This window comes from Crassaminicella thermophila, from assembly GCF_008152325.1.
Lineage (GTDB): Bacteria > Bacillota > Clostridia > Peptostreptococcales > Thermotaleaceae > Crassaminicella_A > Crassaminicella_A thermophila.
This window is the reverse complement of sequence record NZ_CP042243.1, coordinates 2,590,350-2,610,799: the sequence shown is the minus strand read 5'-3', so window position 1 is coordinate 2,610,799 and position 20,450 is coordinate 2,590,350. Positions and strand designations below refer to the sequence as shown.

Below are 20,450 nucleotides of genomic sequence, written 5' to 3'. Positions count from 1 at the left end.
CCTTCCTTTAACCTACGTACATTATTATAGCATATATAAAAAGATAATTTTTAATTAAGCACCAAATTTATCCAATCTTTTGGCATTTGCTAGTAGTAAACCCATTAAATATTTGCTTTCAAAGAAGCCTAGACCTCCATTGTTGCAGGCATTTTCATTAAAGAACTTTACATCATCTCTTCCAGAAAATTGACCGTGAATTAATAATGGAATTGGATGCCAGCTATGAGAACGCATTGCACATGGAGAAGAATGATCTCCTGTTATAGCTAAGACATCAGGCTTATTTTCTAGAATGATTGGTAGTGCTTTGTCAACTTTTTCAATACAGCTTACCTTAGATTCAAAATCACCATCTTCACCAGCTTGATCTGTTCCTTTTACATGAATAAAGAAAAAATCGTACTTTTGTTTATTGCTTACATAGGTTTCAAATAAACCTTCTATAGAATCAGGTGCAGGCAGTAGTGTCATGCCAAGTAAAGATGCTATGCCTCTATACATAGGATATGTTGCAATGGCTGCAGATTCTAGTAGATATTTTTCTCGCATAGTAGGAAGTTTTGGTTTTGAAGCAATACCGCGCATCAGAAAAGCATTTGCGGGATGCTTGTCTTTGATTAAAGCATAACCTTCTTTTATAAACTTATTTATAACATTTGCAAGAAATTGAGATGGTGGATTTTTTCCGTGAGCAGGAAGTGGAGCTTTTCCTTCTGTTAAAGGATCTGTATCATTTATATATGAACCGATTTCTTTATCTTTACTTCTAAATACAGTTACAAATCTATGACCTTTACCAGGTTTTATAATAATTTCAACACCATCAATTTCTTTTATTGATTTTAATGTATTACACAATTCTATAGTCAGTTCAGTAGGAATTCTTCCTGCTCTACGATCTGTAATAATACCATTTTCATTCATTGTGGCAAAATTACATCTAGCAGCTACATCATAAGATTTTAATTGAAATCCAATACCTACTGCTTCTAAAACCCCTCTTCCAATAGTTAGATTCATAGGGTCATATCCAAACAAACCAACATGTCCAGGACCACTGCCTGGGGTAATACCAGGAAGAACTGGATGGAGACGTCCAACAACAGATTCTTTTGCTAATTTATCTAAATTTGGTGTATGGGCATATTCTAATGGTGTTTTGTCTTTGAATTTTGGACTTCTGATATCGCCTACTCCATCTAGTACAAGTAGAATTATTTTTGAATTGTTTGATTTAATAGTACTTTTAATAATTTGTTCATAATTCATAAGATCACCTCTTGTTTTTATTTAATATTTTAAAAAGAAATATAAAAAGAACGTTCATTCCAGATAACTTTTGAAAAAACTAGACTTCATTCCATGAAAAAATCCTAAACCTTCAAAACTCACATTCGTTCAAACATTGAAGGTTTTTAACGTATTTTTTCATGTAATTTCAGTAAGTTTTTTTTAGCAACGGAAATCTCGAATGAAATAAAGAGATTTCCTTATAGATATGAGCAGTTGCAAAAGCAACATGCGAATTTTTAGAAAAGTTATCAAAGTCATTCACTTATCTTTTTATATTTTTTATGTTTAAAAAGAAATACAAAAAGAACGTTCATTCCAGATAAATAAAACTAAGATTAGTATGTTCAATTAGTTATGAAAAAATAATATAAAAGCTAGAGATTTAACACTCTAGCTTTTTATTTGAAGTTTCTTCATATTCTTCTTTGAGTACAATATTTAAAACTAATGCAGTGATAGTTCCAGCACTAATACCTGATGAGAAAAGACCTTTTAATATAGAAGGAAAGTTTTTTAGAAAATCAGGGCGTACTGTAACACCTAAACCTATTCCTAGTGATACTGCAAGGATTAGCATATTTCTGTTGTTAAAAGGAACATTTTTGACTGTTTTAATACCTGCTGCAGCTACTACTCCAAACATAATAATCCCAGCTCCGCCTAAAACAGGATTTGGCATGATTGCAATTAAGGCACCGAATTTAGGAAATATTCCTAATAACATGAGTATGATTCCTGCAATGACTACAACAAAGCTGCTAGCAACTTTTGTCAATGGAATTAAGCCTACATTTTGGCTAAAGGAAGTATTAGGGCCTGCTCCAAAGAAGCCAGCGATAAAGCTTCCTACCCCGTCAGCTAATATACCAGAGGAAATTTCTTCACTGCTAAGTTCTTTATTTGAGGCTTCTCCAATAGCCATTAAAACTCCGACTGTTTCTATGGTGGTGACTAAGTAGGCTGTAATGAAAGGAATTACTGCGCTGAAACTAAATGTTACACCATATTTAAAAATTGTTGGGAGTGAAAACCAACTTGCTTCTTTGATTGGTTCAAAATTTAATAAGCCTAAAGGATAGCTTATTACATAACCGAAGATAAGCCCTATAATAACAGATGCTGAGCTAATCATTCCTTTACCATATCTATTTAGAAGTATTGTTACGATCATTACGGATATGGCTACAGATACATTTTTTATACTTCCATAATCAGCAGCGCCATAGCCTCCAGCAGCCCAGTCTATTGATACAGGAAGCAATGTAAGACCTATGAGCATAACGACTGTTCCTGTAACTATAGGAGGAAAGAATTTTCTTAAGGGTTTTATGAATCGGCTTAAAATCATTTCAATGAATGATCCTAGAATTGTTGCACCAAAAATTCCAGGAAGTCCCATGGTGCTACCTACAGCAATAGAAGGGCCTACGAAAGTAAAATCTGTACCCATAACACAAGGAACTCTAGCGCCAACTTTTCCTATACCCTTTGCTTGAATGAACGTAGCAACGCCAGCCATAAATAAAGCTGCACTAACTAAGAAAGCTAAATCATTAATAGGCAAACCTAAAATGCCACCTACTACTAAAGGAACAGCAACAATTCCGCCAAAAGCAGCTAAAATATGTTGAAAAGCAAGAAGAATACTTATACCAAGAGGCGGCTTATCATCTATTTTATAGATGATTTCTGAACGATTCTTAATTTTTTGATTGTTTTCCATATGTACACCTCCTTATATTTCTAGATAAACAATTTGTTTATCTTTAAAATTGATAGCTATTATAATACTATTCTGAAACTTCTTAAAAAAACTTTGTAAAAAAGTAACAATATTTTGTACAAGGTATGAAGCTTCAGATGAAAAATATTCAGAATAATTTATTAGAACTTAATAAATAAAGGGATATATCGTTTGTAGAAATCATATAAATAGATAAATAATCTAAAGAATAAATGGTGGTGATTCATATGCTAAAAGAGAGTGGCATTACCGTTAAGCAAGCTATTGAAATGGATTGTCTGAAGAAAAGCAAGATTGTGGCAGGACATAGAGGAATTCATAACATTATTAGCAAGGTAAATATTATGGCAGATCCAGATATTTTTGATTGGGTAAGCGAAGGAGAATTATTACTTACGACAGCTTATTCTTTTAAAAAAGATGATATCGCTATGCAAAAAAAATTTATTATAGAAGCGAGTAAAAAAAAGCTTGCAGGCATTGGGATTAAAATATATCCATATATGGATGGTTTAGCAAAAGAGGTAATAGATATTGCAGATTATTTAGGATTGCCTATTATAGATATTGATTATGCTACACCATTTACAGATATTATGACCCCTATTTTTAAAGAAATTTTCAATAAACAAGCGGCTTTATTACAAAAGGTAGAGCGGGTACATAATCATTTAATGGATGTTATGCTAAGAGAAGGTGGCATTAAAGAAATTATTAAAACTTTAAAAAAAATTATTCAAAATCCTATAGTAGTAAGGGACCATTATTTTGATACTTATATTTATCATATGGAGGAAAATGAAACATATGATTATGATACGCTTATAGAGAAAAGTAATAAATTTTTTGATAGAAATAATGATTATAAATGGATGAATATTAAAACAGAAAGGATAGAAGTGCTTAAAGATAAAGAGGTAAAAAGAATTATGATTCCGATTATTGTAAAGGGAAATGTTTATGGACATATTTTTGTTTGGGAAATGTCAAAAGAAATATCTAATTATGACCAAGTCGCATTAGAATCTGCTTCTACTATTATGGCCTTGGAATTTTTAAAGAAAAGCTCTGTTTATGCTGTTGAACATAGATACAAAGCGGAATTTTTTGAAGATCTTATTTCAAATGATGAGAAAAGAAAAGAACGTGCTATGAGTAGAGCAAATATTTATAAATTAGATTGCAATGCATATTATGCTGTATTTAATATTTTTATAGAAGATGCTGAAAAGGATATGGAATTTAAAAATAAGCTAGTATTGAATTTAGAAAAATTATGTGTGGATCAGAAAATGAACACATTAATTATTGGAAAAGAAAAAAAAATCTACATTATTACAATGTGGCGTTCTGAAAAGAATATAAAAAACAAACTAAATATTTTTGGTTCTAAAATAGATGAATTTATGAAAATAAACGTTAAAGATGAGAAATATAAAATTGGTATAGGTAGAATATATAAAGGATTAGGGCAGATTCATAGAAGTATAAAAGATGCAGAAAAAGCAATTGAAATAGGCAATATATTCAGTAAGGAGAAGGTTGTGAATTTTGAAGATTTAGGAATATATAAGATATTTTGCCAAGAACGTTTGAATGAAGAACTAGATAAATTTTATCAAGAAACCCTCCTCCCCCTTGTAGAATATGATAAAAATAAAAATACAGAGTTTGTAAAAACTCTTCAAGGATATTTTGAAACAAATGGAAATATAAAGAAGACTTCAGAATTGTTATTTACACATTACAATACAGTATTATATAGAATGCAAAGGATAAAAGAAATTACTGGAAGAGATATAGAAGATCCTGAAGACAGATACAATTTAGAAACGGCGTTGAAAATTATGAAGATTCTAAGATATTTATAGAACCCTCACTAAAGAGGGTTCTATTCTTCTATAAGGGCTACTGCACGAATAGGAGAACCTGAACCATCTCTAATTTTTAAGGGAAGCCCTAAAAATAGGAATCTTTTATTGAGTACTTTATCTAGATTACATAGGTTTTCTGTATTTGTTATATCAAATTCGCCACAAACTAAATGTCCAGAAAAATTCAAGTCATCTGGATGGTCTATTGCTGGGGCATCTACGCCTATATTTACAACTCCTTTTTCTGCAAGCCATCTAGCAGCTGAATAGCTAAGACCAGAATAGGTTGTTTGCCATTTATCTGTATTAAAATGCCTATCAAAATGCCCTGTATACAATAAAACAATATCTCCCTTATGAATGGTCTGTCCAGATTTTTCTAAAGCTTTTTCCAAATCCTCAGGTTCTATATATCTTGTATGAGGAACATGAGATAAATCAATACAAATAGCACTTCCCCAGAAATATTCAAGGGGCATTTTATCGATTGTTTTTCCAGTAGGCTTGTATTCCCAAACGGCATCACAATGGGTCCCACCATGTTCACTAATCAGAAGATTTCTTGCAGAGAAACCAAGAGTTTTACTACCTGTTTTTCTCATATTTTCTTCATGTGTCATATTTGTCATTATAAATGTATTTTGATGCATTGGAAATACAGACATTCCTTGAAAAATTTCTTGTGAAAGATCAATTAATTTTAATCCCATAAAAATCTCTCCTTTCTATTTTTTATAATTATGAAAAAAAACTAAATAAATGCCATTTTATTTTTTTATGAAATTATATATAAGCTTATATATATTGAAAACAAGCCAAGCTTATAGAAATAATACAAATAAAATCTGAAATTTATATAAAAGTATACTTGTCTTTTGTAAATTAATTACAAAAATATTTACGTATAATTTAAGGATTCAAAGAATATAAAAGATAGTAAACAATGTGAAAAAGGAGGTTTTTTTATGAAGGATAAAAAGTATGTATTAGCTGTTCCTAATTTTAGTGATGGAAGAAGAAAAGAAGTTATTGAAGAAATTGTTGATGAGGTTAGAAATGTAGAAAATGTTACTTTGGTTAGTTATGAACCAGAATATGATTTTAATAGAACTGTTGTGACTCTTATAGGAGAGCCTGAACCTCTAAAAAGAGCATTAATTAATATGGCAGGAAAAAGCTATGAATTAATTAACATGGAAGAACAAAAGGGAACTCATCCACGAATTGGTGCACAGGATACGATTCCACTATTTCCATTTAAAAATATTACATTGGATGAATGTAGAGAATTAGCAGAAGAAATAGGTAGTGAAATTTTTGAAAAATATGAAGTTCCTATTTACTTTTCAGGAGTTAATGCAAGAAATGAAAAAAGAAAAGCTCTATCATTTATTAGAAAAGGACAGTATGAAGGATTGAAACTTGTAGCTCATACAGATGAAAGAAAGCCAGATATAGGTCCAAACGCATTACATCCAACAGCTGGAGCAACAATTGTTAGTGCAGATACAGAAGGACTTACTGCATATAATGTATTTTTAAATACAGAAGATATAGAGATTGCAAAAAAAATTGCAAAAGGGGTTAGAGGACCAAGTGGAGGTTTTTCTACAATTCGAGCTGTGGGAATCAAATTCCCTGAAAGGGAAGGGGTAGTAGTATCTATGAATATGTTTGATTGTCAAAAAACACCACTTTACAGAGCATTTAATTTTGTAAAGCAGGAAGCAGCTCGATATGGTGTTGCTGTTACAGGATCAGAAATTGTAGGACCTGTTAAATTAGATTATTTACTTAATTCATTAGAATACTTCTTAGGGCTTGAAAACCTTAAGAAAGAACAAATACTAGAAACGCATTTAATGAAATAATAAATAAATTAAAGGGGGACTTAAAATGAAAATAGATGTGATTATTAAAAATGCGAAAATACCTCAAGGAGATGATACTGTACAAACAAATATTTTGGTTTCAGATGAAAAAATAGTTGGATTTGTAAATGATATTAAAGGAATTGAAGCAGATGAGGTAATTGATGCAGAAGGACATTTGACAATTCCGGGATGTTTTGATTCTCATACGCATTTTATGGATCCAGGATTTACCCATAGAGAAAACTTTCTTACAGGAACATCTTCAGCGGCTGCTGGCGGTATTACTACAATAATGGATATGCCTTGTTGTTCAAAACCTTCTGTTAGAAGTGTTGTTGAGTTAGAACAAAAATTAGATGCAATAAAAGATAAAGCTATTGTTGACTTTGCTCTTTGGGGAGGGGTTACTGGAGAAGATATAAGAGAAGGACAAACACATCATGTATTAGAGCAAGCAGAATATGGGGTATGTGGTTTTAAAGTATATATGACACCTTCTGTACCAACTTATGAAAGGGTTACAGATCCAGAAATGCTAGAGGCGTTTAAGGTAATAGCAAAAACAGGATTGCCTGTTGGAATTCATGCTGAAAATTATGCAATGTGCGACTATTATGTAAAGGATTTTCAAAGAAAAGGAAGAATGGATGGACCTGCTTGGGCTGAAGCTAGATTAGCGTTAGCTGAGAAGGTTGCTATAGAATTAGGCATTAGTTTTGCAGAATCAACTGGTGCAAGATTACATATTGTTCATATGAGTACAGGCATTGGAGCAAAATTAGTTAGAGAGGCTAAAAAAAGAGGTTTGGATGTAACAGCAGAGGTAACCCCTCATTATCTGACACTAAATTATCAAGAAGCGATGACAGAACATAAGCAGTTTGCAAAAATAGCACCTCCTCTTCGAACAAAGAAAGATAATGAAGAGCTTTGGGAAGGACTTCAAAATGGAAGTGTAGATTTTGTTGCTACAGACCATGCTCCTTATGAAATAGCAACAGAAAAAGAAGGAGAAGGGTTAAATATTTGGACAGCATTTCCTGGTATACCTGGAGTTGAGACAATGGTACCTATTTTGGTGAGTGAAGGGTATAACAAAGGAAGACTTTCTCTTAGTAGGTTAGTAGAAGTACTTAGTACAAATGCAGCAAAACATTATGGATTATATCCTAAAAAAGGAGCAATGCAAATAGGTTCTGATGCAGATTTTACAATTATTGATCTTGATAAAGAGTGGACAATTGATCAGAAGAAAACTTATTCAATGGCAAAATATAATCCTTTGCATGGCTTGAAATTAAAAGGAAAACCAGTAAAAACAGTTGTTCGTGGTAAGCTTGTATATGATGAAAAAGTAGGGGTTATTGGAAAAGAAGGTTATGGAAAATTCGTTAAGCGTCAAAGTATTCAAAAGCTAGATAAGGTTATTAAATATTTATAGAGGGGGTTTTTTGTATGCCAAGACATGCTATTTTGGTAATAGATATGTTGAATGATTTTATAGGAGAGAAAGCACCACTAAGATGTCCAGGAGGAGATGAGATTGTTCCTAATCTTAAAAAATTATTTGATTGGGTTAGAAAAAGAGAAGATGACAATATTCATTTGATACATATTCAAGAAGCTCATAGAAAAAATGATGCAGATTTTAGAGTAAGACCAGTTCATGCAGTAAAGGGAACCTGGGGATCAGATTTTATTAAAGAGCTTTATCCGAAAGAAGGAGAGTATATTGTACCAAAAAGAAGACATAGTGGGTTTGCTTATACTGATTTAGATTTGTATTTGAGAGAAGAAAATATAGATACAGTTGTTGTAACTGGTGTTTGGACAAATGTTTGTGTAAGAAGTACTGCTTCAGATGCTTTGTATCACGCATATAAAGTAATAACTTTAAGTGATGGATGTGCTTCTAAAACAGAAGAAATGCATGAGTATGGATTAAAAGATTTGAGTTTATTTACAAAGGTTATGAGCATTGATGAATACATAAAGGCATGGGAGATGGGAGAAGACCCATGGATTGGTGGAGGAGACAAAGAGAACAAAGTTAAATAAAAGAAAGAGGTATACAAAATGAGATTAACTGTGGCAATAACAGGTGGTAGCTGTGCAATTTATGGAATTGCTTTGCTTAAGGCTCTAGAGCAGCTAGGTGTGGAAACACACCTAGTTGTATCAAGAATGGGTGAATATGTAGTAAAGCATGAGTGTGATATGGAAATTGAAACATTAAAAACATTTGCTACTGCTTATCATGAGAATGATAATCTGGCTGCGCCTATTGCCAGTGGCACATTTGAATCAGATGGAATGATTATTGCTCCATGCTCTATGAATACTTTAGCAGCTATTGCCAATGGCATATCAACAAATCTTATTGCAAGGGCAGCAGATGTAACTATAAAAGAGGGAAGGAAACTGATTATCCTACCAAGGGAGACTCCTTTGAGTGTCATACATTTAGAAAATATGCTAAAGCTTGCTAAAATGGGTGTAAAAATTATACCAGCTGCTCCAGGGTTTTACCATCAACCTCAAACAATAGGTGATTTAGTAAATATCATGGTAGGAAAAATATTAGATCAGATAGGAATAAAACACAATTTGGCTAGAAGGTGGGGAGAATAAACTGTATAGAGAGGAGGTAGAAAATGGAGAAGCAAATGCTTAGAGCTTGCATAGAAAAACTAAAAAGAAATGGGAAATTGATTGAGTGTCATGTGCCTGTTGATCCTAAGTTTGAGTTAGGTGCTGTTCTTAAATATTACAAAAATGAAAAGCCGATATTGTTTCACAAAGTAAAAGGTTACAATATCCCAGTAGTAGGAGCGATTTTTGGCAATAGAGATATCTATTATGAAATGCTTGGAATTAGTCATGAAGAACGGATTTTTAAGATTGCAGATGCCATTTCAAATCCAAAACCTGTAAGATTATTAAATTATGGGCCGGTGATGGAAAATATTATTAAAAGGAATATTGATATTACTAAAATGTTTCCTGTACCTACTTTTCATGAAAAGGATTCATCAAGCTTTATTACAGCAGGAATGTTAGTAATAAAGGATCCTGAAACAGGAAAAAGATATATTTCTATTAGAAGATTTCAGATAAATGGCAGTAATAAAATGAGTATTTTGATTGCTTCTCCTTTGCTAAAAGGACAATTAGAAAGATTAGAAGCTAAAAATCAACCTTTAGAGGTAGCTGTTGTATTAGGATATGATTATTCATTATTGTTAGCATCTCAGATAAGCAGTGAGACATATGGTATAGACAAATATGAAATAGATAGTGCACTAAGGGGAGAACCTATAGAATTAGTGAAATGCCATACATGTGATTTGGAAGTGCCTGCATATGCTGAGATTGTATTTGAAGGAGTTATACCTCCTCATAAAAGGGAAGAGGAGGGGCCTTTTGGAGAACTTATGGGATATTATGGAGAAAAAGGAATGCATCCGATCATAGAAATAAAAGCAATTATGCATAGAAATAATCCCGTTTTTCAAACAGCTTTTCCATGTAGAGAAGAACATTTATCTAATGGGCTAATAAGAGAAGTAGAAACTTATAGTAATTTAAAAAAACTAGTGGATGTAAAAGATGTGAATATAACTGTTGGAGGAGGATGCAGATTCCATGCAGTTATTGCTATTAATAAAAGGGCTGAAGGAGATGGGAAAAGTGCAATAATCGGTGCTTTAAGCAGTAGCAACGATTTAAAGCATGTGGTTGTTACAGATGATGATATAGATATTTTTGATATGGATGATGTAGAATTAGCTATTGCTACAAGGTTTCAGGCTTCAAAGGATTTAGTTAGGATTAAAGGTGCATTAGGATCAGGTTTAGATCCTTCTCATCGTATAGATGGGCTTACAGATAAGTTAGGGATAGATGCAACAAAACCTTTGGGAGAAAAAGGAAAAAGGTTTGACAAAGGTAGTATTCCTGGATTTGAAAATATAGACATATGTAAATATTTTCCACGTAGGAAATTGTAGAAATAAAGGTGGTTGATTAGGATGAAGGAAGCCTTAGGAATCTTTGAAATAAGAAGTTTGGTAGCAGCTATTGAAGCTGCTGATTGTATGGTAAAAGCAGCAGATGTAAAGCTTGTTGACTTTAATTTTGTAGGATCAGGGGTTATATCTGTTATGGTGAGAGGAGAAGTGGCAGCTGTAAAGGCGGCTATTGATAGTGCAAAGGAATCAATAGGAGATATGGCAGAAATTATTTCAATGAATGTGATTCCAAGACCGCATGATGAAGTAGAAAAAATATTATAAAAATCTAATGGGGTGTTTTTATGGCAAATCCATTGGCAAAATCCATTATGAACAATATTGCAAATAAGATTAAAAAAGAAGCTGTTAAAGAAGGAAATTTTAAGATAGATAAGCATTATGAAGCTTTATTAAAGGATGTTATGTATAAGGGAGCTAAAGCAGAAGAAAAAGCATCTAGTTATACAATGAAGTGGGATGATTATTTAAAAACAGAAGTAAAAGAAGTGAATGCAAAAAGGATGATGACCTTAGAGGAATTCAGCTGCAAGCGCTTCGGAAATAAATAGGATTTATTTGGAGGTGCTAGAAAATGGGTGCAGCTTTAGGGTTAATTGAAACAGTTGGATTAGGTGCAGCAATAACTGCATTAGATGCAGCTTCTAAAGCAGCAGATATAACTATTATAGGATATGAAAGAATTATTGGAGCAGGAAAATCTGTAAGTGTTACAGTACAAATAGCTGGAGAAGTAGCAGCAGTACAGGCTGCTATTGATTCAGGAGTAATGGCTGCAGAGAGAGTTGGAAAAGTTTTATCTTATAGGGTCATTCCTAGACCTCATGATGAAGTTGATAAATTTATTCATCAATTTAGTAAAAATCTAAAAAATAATAATAATGATGATAAAAAGGAGGAATAGGGTATGGGTCAGGCATTAGGTATGATTGAAACGAAAGGGTTAGTAGGAGCAGTTGAGGCAGCTGATGCAATGGTAAAGGCTGCAAATGTAAATATTGTAGGATATGAAAAAATAGGGTTTGGCTTGGTTACAGTTATGGTAAGAGGTGATGTAGGAGCTGTAAAAGCTGCAACAGATGCTGGAGCAGAGGCAGCAAGAAATGTTGGAGAATTACATTCAGTACATGTTATACCAAGACCGCATTTGGAAGTTGAACGAGTGATTTTAAAAGGAGAATAAAGCACGAATATAGTCTTATAGAGGTGTTTAAATGAAAGGAAATGCACTCGTAAAAGAAGTTCTTGATGGGATTATAAAAGGACTAGAAAAAGAGGAAGTAAAAAAAAGAAAGAAAGAAATTTCAAAAATTAATAATATTTTTATGGTTTTTACAGGAAAAAATGAAGAAATTAATTCAATAAAGAAGCTTAAAGAGAATGATATTGATGTTTCTATCATTCTATCAGAAAAAACAAAAGATATTTTAGAGAAAGAATTATTAAAAAATAGAATCAATCAAAAAGATATATATACAAAAGAAGATATTCAGATTATAGAAAAAATAGATATCCTTTGGGTTCCAGTATTTACGCAGAATATGGCTGCAAAATTAAGATTCGGGATGCAGGATACAATAGATACATTCGTTATTTGGCAGGCTTTATGGCATGGAAAGAAGGTTATTGCGAATAAAGAATATTTACAATACTGCAATGGAAAAGATACAAAAAATACTTATTTGAAAAAAATTGTTCATGAAAATATACAATTTCTTGAAAAGCTTGGTGTTAAGTGGGGCAAATATTATGATTGTGTTAAAGCATTAAAAAGTATTGATGAAAAGCAGGAAAAAAGAAAAATTATTACAAAAAAAGATATTTTAGAATTAGTTGGAAAAACAGATAAATATTATTTGTCTAAAAACAGCATTATTACACCATTAGCTAAGGACATTGCAAAAGAGAAAAATATTTTGTTAATAAAGGATTAGTGCTCCACAGAGAGGAGAAAATTATGCAAATTGGAAGAATTTTAGGAAATGTTGTAGCAACTAGAAAGGATGAAAGGCTTACAGGATATAAATTGATGATTATACAATGTTTAGATGAACAAAAAAATCCACAAGGTTGCCCAATTATTGCAGTTGATACAGTAGGTGCTGGGATTGGGGAATTGGTTTTATTTACAAAGGGAACATCTGCTAGATTTGCTGCAAATAAAACACAATCTCCAATTGATGCAGCTATTATAGGAATTATTGATAATATCGATGTATACAAGGAACTTCCTTGTAAAGAACAACAGTAAGGGGGGATATATGTTGGATGTCCTTCATATAAAAAAGGCCATAGAATATAGGGAATTAGTAGATGTATTGATGGGTGGTAAAGGGTTTGCTGATATTGTTCTTTGTGGTGGAGATGTAATAAATGTATTAACTAGGGAAGCTTACAAGGCTGATGTAGCGATAAAAGGAAAATATATTTTAATGGTTGGAGATGCATCAAAATTAATTGATGAAAATACTATTGTTATAGATGTTAGAGGAAAATATATTTCTCCAGGATTCATAGATTCTCATATGCATTTTGAAAGCAGCATGCTAACTATTACAGAGTTTTCTAGATTGTCTATTCCATCAGGAACAACTACTTTAATAGCAGATCCTCATGAGATCGGAAATGCACTCGGACCTATTGGAATAAAAGCTATGGCAAAAGAAGCAAGTACAGTTGTAAATCATGTTCATTTGGTTGTACCTGCATTAACACCAGATTGTCCAAGTTTAGAAACAGCAGGATATGACATTACATCAAAGGATATGAAAGAATTATTAAATTATCAAAATGTAATTGGTATTGGAGAATTACAAGGATTTAGTAATGCAAAACATGTATACAAGAACACACCAGAAATTTTGGATGATTTGATTTCATCTACTACGTATGCAAGAAGTATTGGAAAAATTGTAGATGGAAATGCACCTGAGCTGTTTGGAAATGAACTAGCTGCACATATAATTACAACAGGAGGAAAATGCTCTTGTCATGAAACAACGACTAAGGAAGAATGTGTAGAAAAATTAAGGCAAGGCGTTTATGTATTTATGAGAGAAGGCTCTACTCAGAAAAATATGGCTGAGTGTATTAAGGCTATAACGGAAGAGGGACTAGATTCTAGAAGATGTATTTTGGCAACAGATGATATGGTAGCTGAAGATTTAGAAAAGCTAGGACATATGAATGAAATTGTAAGAAGAACAATAGCTCAAGGGGTAGATCCAATCGAAGCTATTCAGATGGTAACAATTAATCCTGCGACTTATTTTGGATTAGAAGATAGAGGAGATTTATCCCCAGGAAAACTTGCTGATATAGCTATTATTGGCGATTTATATCAGATGAATGTAGAAGGGGTATTCATTGAAGGAAAACTAGTTGCTGTTTCAAAAAAACTACTAATAGATATGCCTAAATATACATATCCAAATATTGTTAAAAATTCTGTAAATAGAGAACCTTTAGTAGAGGAAGAACTAAAAATAAAAGCAGATGGACAAAGTGCTTTTGTAAGATGTATAGAATTAATTCCAGATCAGAATCTTTCAGGATGCTTAGAATTTGAGATGAAGGTAAGAAATGGGGAGATAGAAGGGGATACACAGAAAGATGTTCTGCCAATTGCATGTATAGAAAGGTACGGAAGAAATGGAAATATAGGAAAAGCTTTTGTAAAAGGATTTGGACTAAAATCTGGAGCTTTTGCAGAGAGTGTAGCTCATGATACTCATAATATTATTGTAGTAGGAACTAATACAAAGGATATGCTAACGGCTGTTAATCGTGTGATTGATATGGGTGGAGGCATAGCTGTAGCGAAGAATAGAAAAATTATAGAAGAATTAAGGCTTCCAGTAGGAGGTTTGATTACGGATGAATTATCAGGTAGTGAGGTAAGCAGTAAAGTTGCAAAGTTAGAAGAAATAGTAAAAGAAGAATTAGGTTGTACGGTGCATGCACCTTTTATGCATCTGTCTTTCTTAGCATTATCTACTAGTCCAAAATGGAAGATTACAGATAAGGGGCTTATAGATGTAAATAATTTTAAGGTTTTAGAAACAGTTAAATAAAACATAGGTAAGCAACATTGAAAGAAAACATAAAAAAACGCTCTTTTTATATTTTTTATGTTGATATTGCTTATCTATATAAATCAAAGGACAAAATTTTAAAAACAATGGGTTTGAAATTTTGTCTTTTTTTTGAATTAATCATTAAAAATATATAGGAGGTATAAGAATGAATGCATTTTTAGAGAAAACCTTTAAACTTAGGGAAAATAAAACAGATGTAAAAACAGAAATTATGGCAGGGATTACTACTTTTATGACAATGGCTTACATTATAATTGTAAATCCACTTTTTTTAAGTGAGACAGGGATGGATAAAGGAGCGTTATTTACTTCTACTTGTATAGCAGCAGCTTTTGCTACATTGATTATGGCGTTTTATGCAAATTATCCTTTTGCATTAGCTCCTGGGATGGGACTAAATGCGTTCTTTGCATTTACAGTAGTATTAGGAATGAAATATTCATGGCAATTCGCTTTAACGGCGGTTTTTATAGAGGGGATAATTTTCATTATATTAACATTTTTTAACGTTCGAGAAGCTATTATCAATAGTATGCCTATGAATATAAAGCATGCTGTTAGTGTAGGAATCGGCTTATTTATAGCTTTTATAGGCTTAGCTAATGCAGGAATTGTTGTATCTAATGAAGCAACAAAGGTTGCATTAGGGAATATGGGAGATCCTAAGGTAGTGCTTGCGCTTATTGGTTTACTTATTACTGGAATTTTACTAGCTAAAAATGTAAAAGGAGCTCTTTTAATAGGCATTGTAATAACAACTATTATTGGGTTACCTTTAGGTGTTACACCAAAGCCTTCAGGAATTATAAGTGCACCACCATCAATAGCTCCAATATTTTTTAAGCTTGATTTTTCAAAAATATTCACTCTTGATATGGTTGTAATAATGTTTACGTTTTTATTTGTAGACCTATTTGATACATTAGGTACATTAGTTGGGGTAGCATCTAAAGCTGATATGCTAGATAAAGAAGGAAAACTTCCAAGAGCTAAGCAGGCATTATTTGCTGATGCAGTAGGAACTACGTTTGGAGCAATATTAGGAACAAGTACAGTTACAACATATGTAGAAAGTGCAGCAGGTGTTGCAGAGGGAGGAAGAACTGGTCTTACAGCTTTGACAACAGGAATATTCTTTATTCTTGCATTATTATTTTCACCTATTCTCACAATAGTACCAGGTGCGGCAACAGCTCCTGCTTTAATTCTAGTAGGTTTGTTTATGATGTCACCTATTAAGAAAATCAATTTAGATGATTTTACAGAAGCGATTCCTGCATTTTTGACTATTATTATGATGCCTTTGACTTATAGTATTGCAGAAGGAATTGTATTTGGTATATTATCTTATGTTTTCTTAAAGGTATTGACAGGAAGAACAAAAGAAGTATCTATTCCACTTTATATATTAGCTGTATTGTTTATATTAAAGTTTGCAATGTAGTATTAAAACCTTATCAAAACATCCTGTTTTGTAGGCTGCTGGCTTAGCATTCATGCTAAGCCTACGGATTATTTTTTATTCATAATAATTTTATTTTATCTACAAATTTGCTATATCCCTATATGGAATAGGGGTTTAAAAGGAGGATAAAAAATGCCAGAAAGAACTTTAATCATTAAAAATGGAACGATAGTAACAATGAATAAAAAAAGAGAGTATATAAAAGCTGATATATTTATAAAGGATGATCGTATCATAGATATTAGACCAAATTTAGAAGCTAATGCAGAAAAAGTAATAGATGCAGATGGAATGATTATTATTCCAGGGCTTATTCAGACACATATTCATTTAACTCAAAGTTTATTTAAAGGGCAAGCAGATGATTTGGAATTACTAGATTGGCTAAAAAAGAAAATATGGCCATTAGAGGCTGTTCATACGTATGAATCTAATTATATTTCAGCAAAGCTTGGGATTGCAGAGCTAATAAAAGGAGGAACGACTTCCATTATAGATATGGAAACAGTAAATCATACGGAAGCTGCTTTTGAAGCTGTTTTAGGATCTGGAATAAGGGCTCATATGGGTAAATGCATGATGGATTATGGTAAAGATTTACCTGATTCTTTAATGGAAGATACACAAAATTCTATTAAAGAAAGTATAAGGATATTAAAAAAATGGCACCAAAAAGGAAATGGAAGGATTCAATATGCATTTGCACCTAGATTTGTTGTTTCATGTTCAGAAGAGTTGCTTTTAAAGGTAAAGGATTTGGCTGAGGAATATGGGGTTATGGTACATACTCATGCATCTGAAAATCAAAGTGAAATTGCACTAGTTCAAAAGGATAGAAAGATGAGAAATATTGCTTATCTTCATAAATTAGGATTAACAGGAGAAAATTTGATTTTGGCTCATTGTATTTGGTTAGATGAAGAAGAAATGAATATTTTAGCAGATACAGGAACAAAAGTATCCCATTGTCCTAACTCTAATTTGAAGCTGGCTTCTGGTATTGCAAAAATACCTGAATTGTTGAAAATGGGTGTTAATGTGTCTATGGGTGCAGATGGAGCACCTTGTAATAACAACCTAGACATTTTTGGTGAAATGAGAAGTGCTGCTTTGATACATAAAGCAAGATTGCTTGACCCTACAACTATGTCTGCTCATACGGTATTTGAAATGGCAACAATAGAGGGAGCAAAAGCAATGGGACTAGAAAGCGAGATTGGTAGTATTGAAAAAGGGAAAAAGGCAGACTTAGCTATTTTAAACTTGAAAAATATACACAATGCACCTTATGAAAATGTAGATATAATATCACAACTAGTTTATTCAGCATCTAGTAAAGATGTTATGACGACTATTGTAGATGGAAATATTTTAATGGAAAATCGACAACTAAAAACTATTGATGAAGATGCTGTAATAAGTGAAAGCAATAGGATATTAAAGGAACAGTTAAAGAAAATAAAAATCCTTTAGGGGGAAATAGAATGATTAAAGATTATATAAAACCCTCCACATTAGAAGAAGGGTTAGAGATTTTGGAGCGTTATGGAGAAAATATAAGAATACTTGCTGGAGGAACTGACTTAATAATTGATTTGCGAAAAAATAAAGATGATAGAAATATAATAATGGATATTGGAAAAATAGAAGAATTAAAGTTTATAAATGTTAATAATGATTTAATTATGATAGGGGCAGGAACAAGGTTTATAGATATTTTGGAGAATCAAACTATAAAAAATAAGGTCTATTGTTTATGGAAGGCTTGCAAGCAAATAGGTTCACCACAGATTCGAAATATGGCTACTATTGGAGGAAATATTTGTAATGCATCTGCTGCAGCAGATGCTATCCCTCCTTTATTGGCATTAGATTCAAAGCTTTTGATTATAGGAAAAGGAAAGAAAAGGTGGATTCCATTAAAAGAATTTTATATAGGAAAGGTTAATATATGTAAAGATGAAATTTTATATGGAATACAATTTAAGATTCCTAAAGAGAGTGAAGGGACTTCATTTGAAAAGCTAGGACTTAGAAAAGCGTTGGCTATTTCAAGAATTTCTTGTGCTGTATATATATCATTAAAAGAGAATATTATTAAAGATATAAAAATAGCCACAGGAGCTTTAGGTAAATATCCACAAAGAGAATTTAAAATAGAGGATATATTAAAGGATAAAAGGGTGAGTAATGCTTTATTAGAGGAGGCTAAAGATAAAATCAGTATTATTGTGAAAGAGAGGCTAAAAGGAAGAAGTTCGATGGAATTTAAAAAAGAGGCAGTTAAAGGATTGTTTTTGAAAGCTTTTGAGGATGCGTTAAAGGGGGCAATAAAGTGAAAAAAATCAGTCTTATAATTAATAATAAAAAGTATACGTTAGATGTTTCTTATGATTTAAGATTGATTGATTTATTAAGAGATAAACTAAATCTTACAGGAACAAAAGAAGGATGCGGAGAGGGAGAATGTGGTGCTTGTACAGTTATAATGAACGGAAGGACTGTCAATTCGTGTTTAGTTTTAGCACACCAAGCAGATGGGAGCAATATTACTACAATAGAGGGAGTTGCAGATGGAGAGAAGCTACATCCTATTCAAGAGGCTTTTTTAGAAAAGGGAGCTGTCCAATGTGGATTTTGTACCCCTGGTATGGTATTATCAGCAAAAGCATTACTAGATAAAAACCATAATCCTTCAAGGGAAGAAATTAGAGAAGGAGTATCAGGAAATTTATGTAGATGTACAGGATATAACAAAATTGTAGAAGCTGTTGAACTGGCTGCTGAAAAGATGAGAGGGGAACAAAAATGAAGCCTTTTAAAATAGTCAGAAGTCGGGTAATACGGGTAGATGGAAAATCAAAGGTTAAGGGGGAAGCAATATATCCTCAAGACATATATTTAGAAGGTATGTTATATGGAAAAACTCTTAGATCTACAAAGCCGCATGCAATGATTAGAATAGATAAAAAAGAAGCTGAAAAATTAGATGGTGTAGTAAAGATTCTTACCTATGAAGATGTAGAAGGAAAGAATCATCACGGGGTATTATTTAAGGATCATGAGGTGTTTTGCTCTAAAAAAGTACGTAGAATAGGAGATCCAATTGCATTTGTAATCGCAAAATCAGAAAAAGTGGCAATAAGAGCATGTGAGATGATAAAAGTAAAATACAAAGAGCTTGAAGCTGTTTTTGATCCTTGTGAAGCTATGAAGGATACTGCTCCTAAAATTCATGGAGAAAGCAATATAGTATATCATTACAAATGCAGAAAAGGGAATGTAGAGGATGGATTTAAAAAATCTGATTTGATTATAGAAAGAAATTATAAAACTTCAATGGTAGATCCTGCATTTTTACAGCCCGAAGCTGGTGTTTCTTATATAGACAAAGAAGGAAGAATTTGTGTTTGTGTAGCTACACAATATCCTCACTTTGATCAAATAGAGGTGGCAGAGGCCCTAGGAGTAGAATTAGATAAGGTAAAAATTATAAATCCAGCTGTAGGGGGAGCTTTTGGAGGAAGAGAAGATATTACTTTGCAAATACATTTAGCTTTAGGTGCATATTTTACAAAAAGACCAGTTAAAGCAGTCTATACAAGAGAAGAGTCATTTTATGCTCATGGGAAAAGACATCCAATTATTATGAAATATAAAACTGGTGTAGATAAGAAAGGAAAACTTTTGGCGATGGAAGCGACACTTATAGGAGATACGGGAGCATATGCATCTTGGGCTGTAAATGTAATGAGAAAAGCAGGCATACATGCTACAGGTCCTTATGAAATTCCAAATGTGAAGATTGATAGCTATGCTGTTTATACTAATAATCCTTTTTGTGGTGCTATGAGAGGTTTTGGGGCTACACAGGTACCTATAGCTTCAGAACAACAAATGGATATAATGGCTGAAAAACTTGGAATAGATCCTATTAAATTTAGGTTACTAAACTGTTTTAAAAAAGGAAGTGTAACTGCAAATGGACAGGTGCTAAATGAAAGTGTACCACTTTCTAGATGTATAGAAGAAGTAAAAAATAGAATGTTTTTAGACTAGAGGTGATAAA

Annotated in this window: 21 protein-coding genes; 18 read left to right on the top strand and 3 right to left on the bottom strand. The window is 32.4% G+C overall.

The annotated features are described in order from the left end of the window. Window positions 1-54: 54 nt before the first annotated feature. Both FQB35_RS13095 and FQB35_RS13090 read right to left on the bottom strand, forming a co-directional pair. Window positions 55-1,272: a 2,3-bisphosphoglycerate-independent phosphoglycerate mutase gene (locus FQB35_RS13095; protein ID WP_148810350.1), complete on the bottom strand. Its 1,218-nt coding sequence runs from the start codon at window positions 1,270-1,272 to the stop codon at window positions 55-57. A 406-nt stretch (window positions 1,273-1,678) separates the two neighbouring features. Then, the gene (locus FQB35_RS13090; protein ID WP_148810349.1) at window positions 1,679-3,019 is read right to left on the bottom strand and encodes a uracil-xanthine permease family protein; all 1,341 of its coding nucleotides are present in this window, start codon (window positions 3,017-3,019) and stop codon (window positions 1,679-1,681) included. 248 nt (window positions 3,020-3,267) lie between these two features. Between FQB35_RS13090 and FQB35_RS13085 the strand changes: the two genes are divergently transcribed. Beyond that, the gene (locus FQB35_RS13085) at window positions 3,268-4,911 is read left to right on the top strand and encodes a PucR family transcriptional regulator (RefSeq protein ID WP_168198356.1); all 1,644 of its coding nucleotides are present in this window, start codon (window positions 3,268-3,270) and stop codon (window positions 4,909-4,911) included. A gap of 20 nt (window positions 4,912-4,931) precedes the next feature. Here the strand turns inward: FQB35_RS13085 and FQB35_RS13080 are convergent, their stop codons facing one another. Further along, window positions 4,932-5,624 carry a cyclase family protein gene (locus FQB35_RS13080; protein ID WP_148810347.1) on the bottom strand — a complete coding sequence of 231 codons (693 nt, stop codon included), beginning with the start codon at window positions 5,622-5,624 and terminating at the stop codon, window positions 4,932-4,934. A 255-nt stretch (window positions 5,625-5,879) separates the two neighbouring features. Here FQB35_RS13080 and ftcD point away from each other — a divergent pair, with 255 nt between their 5' ends. From ftcD to FQB35_RS16575, 17 genes are all read left to right on the top strand, one after another. Next, complete coding sequence (gene ftcD, locus FQB35_RS13075) at window positions 5,880-6,785, top strand: glutamate formimidoyltransferase (protein WP_148810346.1); 906 nt, start codon at window positions 5,880-5,882, stop codon at window positions 6,783-6,785. A 25-nt stretch (window positions 6,786-6,810) separates the two neighbouring features. Continuing rightward, entirely contained in the window at window positions 6,811-8,229 is a 1,419-nt protein-coding gene (locus tag FQB35_RS13070) for a dihydroorotase (RefSeq protein ID WP_148810345.1), read from the top strand. Window positions 8,230-8,243: 14 nt separating this feature from the next. Then, window positions 8,244-8,846 carry a cysteine hydrolase family protein gene (locus tag FQB35_RS13065; RefSeq protein ID WP_148810344.1) on the top strand — a complete coding sequence of 201 codons (603 nt, stop codon included), beginning with the start codon at window positions 8,244-8,246 and terminating at the stop codon, window positions 8,844-8,846. An 18-nt stretch (window positions 8,847-8,864) separates the two neighbouring features. Then, on the top strand, window positions 8,865-9,419 hold the full coding sequence (locus tag FQB35_RS13060; protein WP_148810343.1) for a UbiX family flavin prenyltransferase: 555 nt from the start codon (window positions 8,865-8,867) through the stop codon (window positions 9,417-9,419). Window positions 9,420-9,442: 23 nt separating this feature from the next. Next, window positions 9,443-10,798 (top strand): UbiD family decarboxylase, encoded by a 1,356-nt coding sequence (locus FQB35_RS13055; protein WP_148810342.1) that lies wholly within the window; start codon window positions 9,443-9,445, stop codon window positions 10,796-10,798. Window positions 10,799-10,819: 21 nt separating this feature from the next. Continuing rightward, window positions 10,820-11,083 (top strand): BMC domain-containing protein, encoded by a 264-nt coding sequence (locus FQB35_RS13050; protein WP_148810341.1) that lies wholly within the window; start codon window positions 10,820-10,822, stop codon window positions 11,081-11,083. A gap of 20 nt (window positions 11,084-11,103) precedes the next feature. After that, window positions 11,104-11,370, top strand: coding sequence for a hypothetical protein (locus FQB35_RS13045; RefSeq protein ID WP_148810340.1), 267 nt, complete (start codon window positions 11,104-11,106; stop codon window positions 11,368-11,370). Window positions 11,371-11,393: 23 nt separating this feature from the next. Continuing rightward, window positions 11,394-11,723 carry a BMC domain-containing protein gene (locus tag FQB35_RS13040; RefSeq protein ID WP_148810339.1) on the top strand — a complete coding sequence of 110 codons (330 nt, stop codon included), beginning with the start codon at window positions 11,394-11,396 and terminating at the stop codon, window positions 11,721-11,723. A 3-nt stretch (window positions 11,724-11,726) separates the two neighbouring features. Next, window positions 11,727-12,002 (top strand): BMC domain-containing protein, encoded by a 276-nt coding sequence (locus tag FQB35_RS13035; protein ID WP_148810338.1) that lies wholly within the window; start codon window positions 11,727-11,729, stop codon window positions 12,000-12,002. A 31-nt stretch (window positions 12,003-12,033) separates the two neighbouring features. After that, window positions 12,034-12,753: a hypothetical protein gene (locus tag FQB35_RS13030; protein WP_148810337.1), complete on the top strand. Its 720-nt coding sequence runs from the start codon at window positions 12,034-12,036 to the stop codon at window positions 12,751-12,753. A 23-nt stretch (window positions 12,754-12,776) separates the two neighbouring features. After that, entirely contained in the window at window positions 12,777-13,070 is a 294-nt protein-coding gene (locus FQB35_RS13025) for a EutN/CcmL family microcompartment protein (protein WP_148810336.1), read from the top strand. A 13-nt stretch (window positions 13,071-13,083) separates the two neighbouring features. Beyond that, on the top strand, window positions 13,084-14,892 hold the full coding sequence (gene ade / locus FQB35_RS13020) for an adenine deaminase (protein WP_148810859.1): 1,809 nt from the start codon (window positions 13,084-13,086) through the stop codon (window positions 14,890-14,892). Window positions 14,893-15,061: 169 nt separating this feature from the next. Continuing rightward, entirely contained in the window at window positions 15,062-16,360 is a 1,299-nt protein-coding gene (locus FQB35_RS13015) for an NCS2 family permease (protein ID WP_148810335.1), read from the top strand. A 153-nt stretch (window positions 16,361-16,513) separates the two neighbouring features. After that, entirely contained in the window at window positions 16,514-17,854 is a 1,341-nt protein-coding gene (locus FQB35_RS13010; protein ID WP_148810334.1) for a 5'-deoxyadenosine deaminase, read from the top strand. 11 nt (window positions 17,855-17,865) lie between these two features. Next, a complete protein-coding gene (locus tag FQB35_RS13005) occupies window positions 17,866-18,720 on the top strand; it encodes an FAD binding domain-containing protein (RefSeq protein WP_148810333.1) in 855 nt (284 codons plus the stop codon). Beyond that, window positions 18,717-19,193 (top strand): (2Fe-2S)-binding protein, encoded by a 477-nt coding sequence (locus tag FQB35_RS13000; protein ID WP_148810332.1) that lies wholly within the window; start codon window positions 18,717-18,719, stop codon window positions 19,191-19,193. Before FQB35_RS13005 ends, FQB35_RS13000 begins: the two co-directional genes overlap by 4 nt. After that, window positions 19,190-20,440 carry a xanthine dehydrogenase family protein molybdopterin-binding subunit gene (locus FQB35_RS16575; RefSeq protein ID WP_148810331.1) on the top strand — a complete coding sequence of 417 codons (1,251 nt, stop codon included), beginning with the start codon at window positions 19,190-19,192 and terminating at the stop codon, window positions 20,438-20,440. Before FQB35_RS13000 ends, FQB35_RS16575 begins: the two co-directional genes overlap by 4 nt. The last annotated feature ends 10 nt before the right edge of the window (window positions 20,441-20,450 follow it).

Bases quoted from the DNA above. Each gene is read 5' to 3' on its own strand.
- FQB35_RS13095 (WP_148810350.1), bottom strand. From the start codon at position 1,272: ATGAATTATGAACAAATTATTAAAAGTACTATTAAATCAAACAATTCA.
- FQB35_RS13090 (WP_148810349.1), bottom strand. From the start codon at position 3,019: ATGGAAAACAATCAAAAAATTAAGAATCGTTCAGAAATCATCTATAAA.
- FQB35_RS13085 (WP_168198356.1), top strand. From the start codon at position 3,268: ATGCTAAAAGAGAGTGGCATTACCGTTAAGCAAGCTATTGAAATGGAT.
- FQB35_RS13080 (WP_148810347.1), bottom strand. From the start codon at position 5,624: ATGGGATTAAAATTAATTGATCTTTCACAAGAAATTTTTCAAGGAATG.
- ftcD (WP_148810346.1), top strand. From the start codon at position 5,880: ATGAAGGATAAAAAGTATGTATTAGCTGTTCCTAATTTTAGTGATGGA.
- FQB35_RS13070 (WP_148810345.1), top strand. From the start codon at position 6,811: ATGAAAATAGATGTGATTATTAAAAATGCGAAAATACCTCAAGGAGAT.
- FQB35_RS13065 (WP_148810344.1), top strand. From the start codon at position 8,244: ATGCCAAGACATGCTATTTTGGTAATAGATATGTTGAATGATTTTATA.
- FQB35_RS13060 (WP_148810343.1), top strand. From the start codon at position 8,865: ATGAGATTAACTGTGGCAATAACAGGTGGTAGCTGTGCAATTTATGGA.
- FQB35_RS13055 (WP_148810342.1), top strand. From the start codon at position 9,443: ATGGAGAAGCAAATGCTTAGAGCTTGCATAGAAAAACTAAAAAGAAAT.
- FQB35_RS13050 (WP_148810341.1), top strand. From the start codon at position 10,820: ATGAAGGAAGCCTTAGGAATCTTTGAAATAAGAAGTTTGGTAGCAGCT.
- FQB35_RS13045 (WP_148810340.1), top strand. From the start codon at position 11,104: ATGGCAAATCCATTGGCAAAATCCATTATGAACAATATTGCAAATAAG.
- FQB35_RS13040 (WP_148810339.1), top strand. From the start codon at position 11,394: ATGGGTGCAGCTTTAGGGTTAATTGAAACAGTTGGATTAGGTGCAGCA.
- FQB35_RS13035 (WP_148810338.1), top strand. From the start codon at position 11,727: ATGGGTCAGGCATTAGGTATGATTGAAACGAAAGGGTTAGTAGGAGCA.
- FQB35_RS13030 (WP_148810337.1), top strand. From the start codon at position 12,034: ATGAAAGGAAATGCACTCGTAAAAGAAGTTCTTGATGGGATTATAAAA.
- FQB35_RS13025 (WP_148810336.1), top strand. From the start codon at position 12,777: ATGCAAATTGGAAGAATTTTAGGAAATGTTGTAGCAACTAGAAAGGAT.
- FQB35_RS13015 (WP_148810335.1), top strand. From the start codon at position 15,062: ATGAATGCATTTTTAGAGAAAACCTTTAAACTTAGGGAAAATAAAACA.
- FQB35_RS13010 (WP_148810334.1), top strand. From the start codon at position 16,514: ATGCCAGAAAGAACTTTAATCATTAAAAATGGAACGATAGTAACAATG.
- FQB35_RS13005 (WP_148810333.1), top strand. From the start codon at position 17,866: ATGATTAAAGATTATATAAAACCCTCCACATTAGAAGAAGGGTTAGAG.
- FQB35_RS16575 (WP_148810331.1), top strand. From the start codon at position 19,190: ATGAAGCCTTTTAAAATAGTCAGAAGTCGGGTAATACGGGTAGATGGA.